Origin of the sequence: Nocardia sp. NPDC060220, from assembly GCF_042727815.1 — a bacterium.
In the GTDB taxonomy this organism is placed as follows: domain Bacteria; phylum Actinomycetota; class Actinomycetes; order Mycobacteriales; family Mycobacteriaceae; genus Nocardia.
In genome coordinates this window covers 1-7,237 of sequence record NZ_JBHWZY010000316.1, presented here as the reverse complement: position 1 = coordinate 7,237, position 7,237 = coordinate 1, and the positions used below count along the sequence as shown (strand labels likewise).

The 7,237-nt window shown below is 66.7% G+C and carries 8 protein-coding genes, 1 tRNA gene and 1 pseudogene; 7 read left to right on the top strand and 3 right to left on the bottom strand.

What is annotated here, in order from left to right:
* The first annotated feature begins 133 nt into the window (after window positions 1-133).
* The 6 genes from ACFWF3_RS17800 to ACFWF3_RS17775 all read left to right on the top strand — a co-directional run bounded on the left by ACFWF3_RS17800 (window position 134) and on the right by ACFWF3_RS17775 (window position 5,050).
* Window positions 134-550: a fluoride efflux transporter FluC gene (locus tag ACFWF3_RS17800; protein WP_379314505.1), complete on the top strand. Its 417-nt coding sequence runs from the start codon at window positions 134-136 to the stop codon at window positions 548-550.
* Window positions 551-614: 64 nt separating this feature from the next.
* Window positions 615-977 carry a fluoride efflux transporter CrcB gene (gene crcB, locus ACFWF3_RS17795; RefSeq protein ID WP_379314504.1) on the top strand — a complete coding sequence of 121 codons (363 nt, stop codon included), beginning with the start codon at window positions 615-617 and terminating at the stop codon, window positions 975-977.
* A 47-nt stretch (window positions 978-1,024) separates the two neighbouring features.
* Entirely contained in the window at window positions 1,025-2,662 is a 1,638-nt protein-coding gene (gene pgm, locus ACFWF3_RS17790; RefSeq protein WP_379314503.1) for a phosphoglucomutase (alpha-D-glucose-1,6-bisphosphate-dependent), read from the top strand.
* Window positions 2,659-3,990 (top strand): MFS transporter, encoded by a 1,332-nt coding sequence (locus ACFWF3_RS17785; RefSeq protein WP_379314502.1) that lies wholly within the window; start codon window positions 2,659-2,661, stop codon window positions 3,988-3,990. The genes pgm and ACFWF3_RS17785 overlap by 4 nt, the downstream gene beginning before the upstream one ends.
* Before the next feature lie 65 nt (window positions 3,991-4,055).
* The gene (locus tag ACFWF3_RS17780; protein ID WP_379314501.1) at window positions 4,056-4,796 is read left to right on the top strand and encodes a DsbA family protein; all 741 of its coding nucleotides are present in this window, start codon (window positions 4,056-4,058) and stop codon (window positions 4,794-4,796) included.
* A 181-nt stretch (window positions 4,797-4,977) separates the two neighbouring features.
* Window positions 4,978-5,050, top strand: a tRNA-Ala gene (locus ACFWF3_RS17775).
* Between the two features lie 411 nt (window positions 5,051-5,461).
* Here the strand turns inward: ACFWF3_RS17775 and ACFWF3_RS17770 are convergent.
* The 3 genes from ACFWF3_RS17770 to ACFWF3_RS17760 all read right to left on the bottom strand — a co-directional run bounded on the left by ACFWF3_RS17770 (window position 5,462) and on the right by ACFWF3_RS17760 (window position 6,776).
* A complete protein-coding gene (locus ACFWF3_RS17770; RefSeq protein WP_379314500.1) occupies window positions 5,462-5,626 on the bottom strand; it encodes a type II toxin-antitoxin system prevent-host-death family antitoxin in 165 nt (54 codons plus the stop codon).
* Between the two features lie 40 nt (window positions 5,627-5,666).
* Complete coding sequence (locus ACFWF3_RS17765; protein WP_379314499.1) at window positions 5,667-6,152, bottom strand: nuclear transport factor 2 family protein; 486 nt, start codon at window positions 6,150-6,152, stop codon at window positions 5,667-5,669.
* A 150-nt stretch (window positions 6,153-6,302) separates the two neighbouring features.
* Window positions 6,303-6,776 (bottom strand): Zn-ribbon domain-containing OB-fold protein, encoded by a 474-nt coding sequence (locus ACFWF3_RS17760; RefSeq protein ID WP_379314498.1) that lies wholly within the window; start codon window positions 6,774-6,776, stop codon window positions 6,303-6,305.
* A gap of 174 nt (window positions 6,777-6,950) precedes the next feature.
* On the opposite strand from ACFWF3_RS17760, the pseudogene ACFWF3_RS17755 reads away from it, so the two are divergent.
* Window positions 6,951-7,237, top strand: a pseudogene (locus tag ACFWF3_RS17755) (LuxR family transcriptional regulator); the annotation flags it as partial.

The following is a 7,237-nucleotide window of genomic DNA, read 5'->3' as shown; positions in this document are numbered from 1 at the left end:
GTTCGGGCCATCGTCGTTCGCCGGTACGGGCTGCTGAAAGTTTGCCACGACCGCACCGCTCGCCCGGATGTCGGTGGGTCTCGATACCATGAGCGACGACCACCACACGGATCGGCCGACGGGAGGGCAACGCATGGCATCGCGGCCCCCGGCGCTCGATCCGGCCGTCCTCGTGGCGATCTCGGTGGGTGGCGGGCTCGGTGCCACCGCCCGTTTCGGCGTCGCGTACTGGTGGCCGGTACTCCCGGGCCGGTTCCCGTGGTCGACGTTCACGGTGAATGTGCTCGGCTGCTTCGCGATCGGGGTGCTGATGGTCGTGGTCACCGAACTGTGGGAAGCACCGAAACTCGTGCGGCCGTTCCTGGGAATCGGTGTGCTGGGGGGCTTCACGACTTTCTCCACCTATAGCCTCGAGATTCGTAGACTCATCGGCACCGGTGCGACGGGCACGGCGGTCGCCTATCTCGGCCTGTCGGTGCTCGCGGCGCTCGGTGCCGTGGCAGTCGCCATGAGCGCGACCCGCTGGGTCGCGCGGCGGGGGTTCACATGAATTCGACGACGGAAGGGGGCCATCCGATGGTCGAGATGTGGGCTCCCACAGGGGGAGGCGCGGCATGACGGTGGCGCTGGTGATGGTCGGTGGCATGTTCGGGGCACCCGCCCGGTACCTGATCGACCGGCAGATGTCGGCGTGGTTTCCGACTGGGCTGCCCTGGGGGACGCTAACCGTTAACATTGTCGGTTCGGCGTTGCTCGGGGGTCTGATCGGCGCGAGTGTGGGCAGTGCGCTGCTGGCATTCGCGGCAACCGGCTTCTGTGGTGCGCTGACCACGTTCAGCACGTTCGGCTACGAGACGGTCCGTCTGGTAACCGAGGGCGCTTACGTGTACGCCGTGGGCAATGTCGCGATCAGCGTCGCGGCGAGCCTGGCCGCGGTGTATGCCGCCGCGTCCCTGACCCAGTGGTTGTGCGCATGATTCTCATGACCAGCCGCGCGCAGCCGACACGGAAGGGAACACCCACCATGGCCCACGATCGCGCCGGACGGCCCGCCCGCCCGACCGACCTGGTGGATATCGCTCACCTGGTCACCGCGTACTACAGCCTCGTCCCCGATCCGGACGAGCCGAGCCAGCAGGTGGTGTTCGGCACCTCGGGTCACCGTGGGTCCAGCGAGGACGGCGCGTTCAACGAGGCCCACATCATGGCGATGACGCAGGCGATCGTCGAATACCGCGCCACCCGTGACATCACCGGCCCGGTCTACCTCGCGCGCGACACCCATGCCCTGTCCGAACCCGCCTGGACCACCGCGCTCGAGGTCCTGGCGGGCAACGACGTCACGGCGGTGATCGACGCCCGCGGCCGCTACACACCCACGCCCGCGCTGAGCCACGCTGTCCTGAACCACAATCGCGGCGGTACCAAGCACCAAGCCGACGGCATCGTGGTCACCCCCTCGCACAATCCACCGCGCGACGGCGGCTTCAAATACAACCCACCGCACGGCGGCCCCGCCGACACCAAAGCCACCGACGCCATCGCCGCCCGCGCCAACGAACTGCTGCGCGGCGGTCTGGCCGGGGTCAAACGAGTCTCACTCGATCAGGCGATGAACACCCACGTCCAGCGCTACGACTACCTCGACCAGTACGTCGGCGACCTGCCGAACGCGTTGAACCTGGACGCGATTCGGGGCGCGGGGATCCGGATGGGCGCCGACCCGATGGGTGGCGCGAGCGTGGACTACTGGGAGGAGATCGGCCAGCGGTTCGACCTCGAGCTCGAAGTGGTCAACCCGTTCGTCGACCCCACCTGGCGTTTCATGACCCTCGACAGCGACGGCCAGATCCGGATGGACCCTTCCTCACGCCATGCCATGGCGGCCCTGGTCGGCATCAAGGACGACTACGACATCTCCACCGGCAACGACGCCGACGCCGACCGGCACGGCATCGTCACCCCCGACGGTGGCCTGATGAACCCCAACCATTTCCTGGCCGTCGCGATCGAATACCTGGTCGCGAACCGGATGTGGTGGGACGCGCTCACCAAGATCGGCAAGACCGTCGTCACCTCCTCCATGGTCGACCGCGTGGTCGGCGTGCTCGGGCGGGACGTGTACGAGGTGCCGGTCGGGTTCAAGTGGTTCGTGCCCGGATTGTTCAGTGGCAGTTTGGCATTCGGTGGTGAGGAAAGCGCGGGCGCGTCGTTCCTGCGGATGGACGGCACCGTCTGGACCACCGACAAGGACGGCATCCTGCTGGCCCTGCTCGCCGCCGAGATCGCCGCCGTCACCGGCCAGACTCCCTCTGCCAGGTACGGCGAACTGGAACGCCAATACGGCAGCCCCGCCTACGCGCGGATCGATGCCGCCGCCACCAGCGCGCAGAAGGCCGAGCTCGCGCGCCTGACTCCCGAGGCCGTCTCCGGCACCGAGATCGCGGGCGAGGAGATCACCGGCATCCTCACCACCGCGCGCGGCAACGGAGCGCCGCTGGGCGGACTGAAGGTGACCACGGAGAACGCCTGGTTCGCCGCACGTCCCTCGGGCACCGAGGACAAATACAAGATCTACGCCGAGTCCTTCCTCGGCCCCGAGCATCTCACCCAGGTACAGGCCGCGGCCGAGGAGATGGTGAACCAGGCGCTGACCGAGTGAGCGCTCCGGCCAAAGTCCGGCTACCCGCCGAGATCTGGGTACTGATCGCGGCAGCCTTCGTGATCGCGCTCGGGTTCGGTCTCGTCGCGCCCGTGCTGCCGCAGTACGCCCGCGAATTCGGGGTGGGTATCGCGGCGGCGTCGGCGATCGTGAGCGCGTTCGCGTTGATGCGGTTGCTCTTCGCGCCCGCCAGCGGTCGGCTCGTGCAGAAGCTGGGCGAGCGGCGGGTGTATCTGGCGGGCATCGTGATCGTGGCGCTGTCGACCGGAGCATGTGCGCTCGCGCAGACGTATTGGCAACTGCTGGTGCTGCGTTCGCTCGGCGGCATCGGGTCCACGATGTTCACGGTGTCGTCGATGGCGCTGATCATCCGGGTGTCACCGCCCGCCGCGCGCGGCCGGGTTTCGGGGGTCTACTCGACCAGTTTTCTGATCGGGTCGTTGCTCGGGCCGCTGGTCGGCAGCAGTCTGGCCGGCTTCGGGCTGCGCGCGCCGTTCGTCATCTACATGGCCGCGCTGCTCGTGGTGTGTGTGATCGTGTTCGCCGGGCTGCGCGAATCGCCGGTGCTCGCGCCCGAAAACGGCGCGAAGCCGGTCGAATTCACCTTCCGTCAAGGGTGGGCCGAGCCTGCTTATCGGGCGGTGCTGCTGTCGAGTTTCGCCGGTGGTATCGCGGTGTTCGGTGTGCGGATGGCATTCGTTCCGTTGCTCGTCGTGGAAACGCTGCATCAGGAAGTCGGCATGGCGGGTGTCGCGCTGACGGTGTTCGCCGCGGGCAACGCGGCCGTATTGTTCGCGTCGGGCAGGCTCTCCGACCGGCTCGGCCGGAAACCGTTCCTGATCGCCGGGTCCGTCATCTGCGCGCTCGGCACCGGTGCGCTCGGTTTCGCGCCGACACTGCCGTGGTTCTTCGCCGCGTCGTTCATCGCGGGTCTGGGCTCGGGGATGTTCAGCCCGGTGCAGCAAGCCGCGCTGGCTGATGTGATCGGGTCGCGGGCCCGCGGCGGTCCGGTGCTGGCCGCGTTCCAGATGTCGGCCGATCTGGGCACCGTGCTCGGTCCGATCGTGATCGGCTGGTTGGCCGAACGCACGTCGTTCGGGGTGGGTATGGCCGTGACCGGTGCGGTGCTGGCGGTGTCGGCAGCCGTGTGGGTATTCACTCCCGAGCCCGCACAGATCACGCACCCCGAAGATCCGGAGCACCCCGACCACGCGGGCGACCGCATCGACCCGCAATGCGCCTGCGACGGCAGCCCCGACGGTAAGCCGGTGGTGCGTGACGGCATGGTTCCCGCCGGTCGACCCAGCGATTACCACAAGCCGCAATAGCAGGTCAGCGCCATTTCGGTGTGCCCGCGCGGCGCGCCGCCGGCGACTCGAGGCAGAGTGGACGGGTGAGCACAGCCGGTTCTTCGCACAATCCGCGCCCCGTTTCCAGCAACACCACCTACGCGCTGGCCGCGGTGGCGGTCGTCGTCATCGGGTTGATCGTGTTCGCTGCCTACAAGTGGAGCGCGGAACCGCCGCCCGCCGTCCGCAACGAGGGCTACGGCCCCGTCCGCGAGGCCGCCGTGCAGGTCACCACCAGCCCCGAGGGCGTCATCCGACTCGGCCGCCCCGACGCCCCCAGGACGATCGACATCTTCGAAGACCCCATCTGCCCCGCCTGCGGCGCGATGGAAACCGCCTACGGCCAGGAACTGGCCCAGAAGATCGACGAAGGCAAGCTCGCGGTGAACTACCACCTCGTCACCTTCCTCGACCCCCAGTCCAAGAGCAAGGACTACTCCACTCGCGCGACGGCCGCGAATCTCTGTGTCGCCCAAACGGGTTCAGGGCCCATCTACAGCAAGTTCCACGAAACCCTGTTCACGAACAAGCAGCCCTCCGAAGGCGGCTCCGACCTGAGCAACCCCGCCCTGGCCACCATCGCCACCGAATCCGGCGCCCCCGAATCCGTCGCCGCCTGCATCAACAACGGCACCCAGTCCGACGCAGCCAAGACCGCCGCCGCGAAGAACCTCGCCGACCTCGACGCCCGCACCGGCAACAAGGCCGCCACCCCCGCGATCTACGACGGCACCACCAAGATCGACTGGCAAGACGAGAACTGGGTAGTGAACCTGGCCCCCTGAGCCCCCGCGTGAGGTTCGGCACATTCTACCCCTGACCAGCCGATCCTTCCCGCCCCACCGGCCACTGCACCCCCGCCCGTAACCCCACATTTTCGCCGTCTACCAGCCGATTTGTTCTCTCTCAGACGCATGGTGTAACTTCATTCAGGCAGCAGCGAGAGCCGCTGAAACAACTGAACACGGGGCTATGGCGCAGCTGGTAGCGCACCACACTGGCAGTGTGGGGGTCAGGGGTTCGAGTCCCCTTAGCTCCACTCACAACAAAAGGTCCGGCTTTCGAGCCGGACCTTTTGTTCGTTTCGTGGCCTGCAACCGGCGGGTGTGCATCGGGGAGCTGGATGGCGCCTGTGCCTGAAGCTGGGAAGGTGGCGTAGCGATCGGTTCGCCTGACTCGCAGCGCACATTGATCCAGTTCGGTTGCAGCGCAATCTTGATCCCGGCTCTGATCGCGGAGCGGAGCGGTGGGGACTGGATCGTCAGGCGAGACTCCAAGGGTTGATAACAGGTACGCCCATCGGCTCGAAGTCTTTGACGTTGCGAGTCACTACGGTCATACCGTGCTCGTCCGCCGTTGCCGCGATCATCGCATCGCGCTCGGGCCGTGAGTCCGGGACGTATAACCGTGCTGGGCGACTCGCTGATGACGTTGGTGTCGAGGAGGAAAGTCACAGGTCGGCGACCCTCAGATCCACCTGCAGCGGCGCCGGTTCGAACTCGATCTCGTCGTCCATGCTCAGCCGGGAAACGAGGTCCTGGCTGTCGGCCTTCAGTCGCCGGTACTCGTCGATAGACAAGAGCACGAAAGCGTCCTCGCCCCGATCTGTGATCACGACAGGCCCATCGGCCGCAAAGCCGATATCGGCTCGGTCTTCAATCCAGCACCGTCGCCGGGTCGCCTCCGGTGATGGTTCGGTAGTCGTCGATCCGATGGCCGGTCCGCCAGGGGCGTGCCGCGCCCGATACCCACCAGCGCCGCCACAGCGACGGGTGTTTCAGAACGATGGGCAGCACCGGTAGGGGGTCGAAGTAGTTCATTCGCTGGATCGCCTTGCCGTCGCGAAGGATCATGCGGTCGACGTTCGGCCATTCGATGCGGTGGCGTCCTACGTGCGCCAGCAACCGGAACTCGATGAAGACCACGTCGTCGTCGCCGCGCCATCGGTCGACGTGCGCCCGGAGGTCAGGGAGGAATCGCCAGATCTGTGCGAACTCTCGTTGCGCCGCGGCTATGCCGTGCATCGGTGGGGACAGCGGCTGGGTCAGCACCACGTCCGGATGCAGAATCTCGGGGATTCGATCGACGGACGGCCGATCCCAGAAGTCGATGAAGTTCGCAACGAACTGTTCAGCGGACATGCGGCGTCCTCTCGTCATCGTGACGATAGCGAACTGACGCGATGCTCCGCGACCACCCTGAGTCGGATCTGTATTTCCGGTGAATGCGTCACGTTCTTGTTCCGAGCTGTGGCCGCAGGTCAGTACACCACGGTCCGGCCGTTCCGCCGCTCAGACACTGATACGGCGGGCGGCCCGGCGCTGATCGTCCGACATCGGCCGACCGGCGCTCACGGCGAAGACCGGGAACCTGTCGTCCCAGGAACACGACTGAAATTGCACACGCACCGGGCAGTTCTGCAGCGGCGGGAGCCCGCCTTCGATGGATGTGTAGACCCACGGCCCCTCGTCGAGTTCGACAATGGCGATCGTCAACGGTCGTACGCCGCGCATTCCGGTCGCGGCGCGATCCACGACCCGACAGGACACGATCGAACCGGCGCCCGCCGACGGCAGCCATTCGAGGCTGCCGGAGATGCAGGACGAGCAGCCGACAGTCACCGCCGCGAACAGCGTGGAGCAGCAGGTGCACCGGCGAATCATCAACACGTCTTCCACGTGCTGCATGTCGTTGTCGCCGGCCGTATCGCTGTCGACTGGATCGGGTGGGTGCATCGGACCTCCGGGAATGGTGCTGACCGTCACTTCAGCGTCCACCTAGCACGGCGTCACGGGGACGGTCGATATACCCGTTTTTCGGAAATCGGGCTACTTCTGCAGCCGGCGTCCGGGAGGTTGCGGTGGTGTGGCGGTGCCGTGGTCTACACGGCGTAACCTGGCGTTCTGGACCATTCCGCCATCGAATGCGAGGCATGTCGGATGCCGCCAACCAGTCAGGGCGCGCTGGGAAATCTCCCCGCGGAATTGACTCAATTCGTCGGCCGAGGACGCGAGATCGTCGAGGTCAGACAGTTGTTGTCCGAGGCGCGGCTGGTGACGTTGACCGGTATCGGCGGGGTAGGCAAGACCCGGTTGGCGATCCGGGCGGCCGAGGAGGTGCGCCGAGCGTTCGACGACGGGGTCTGGCTCGTCGAGTTCGAAAAGGTTCGCGAACCGGACCTGGTGGCCGGGGCCGCAGTGTCCGCACTGAGACTGGTGGGGCGGAC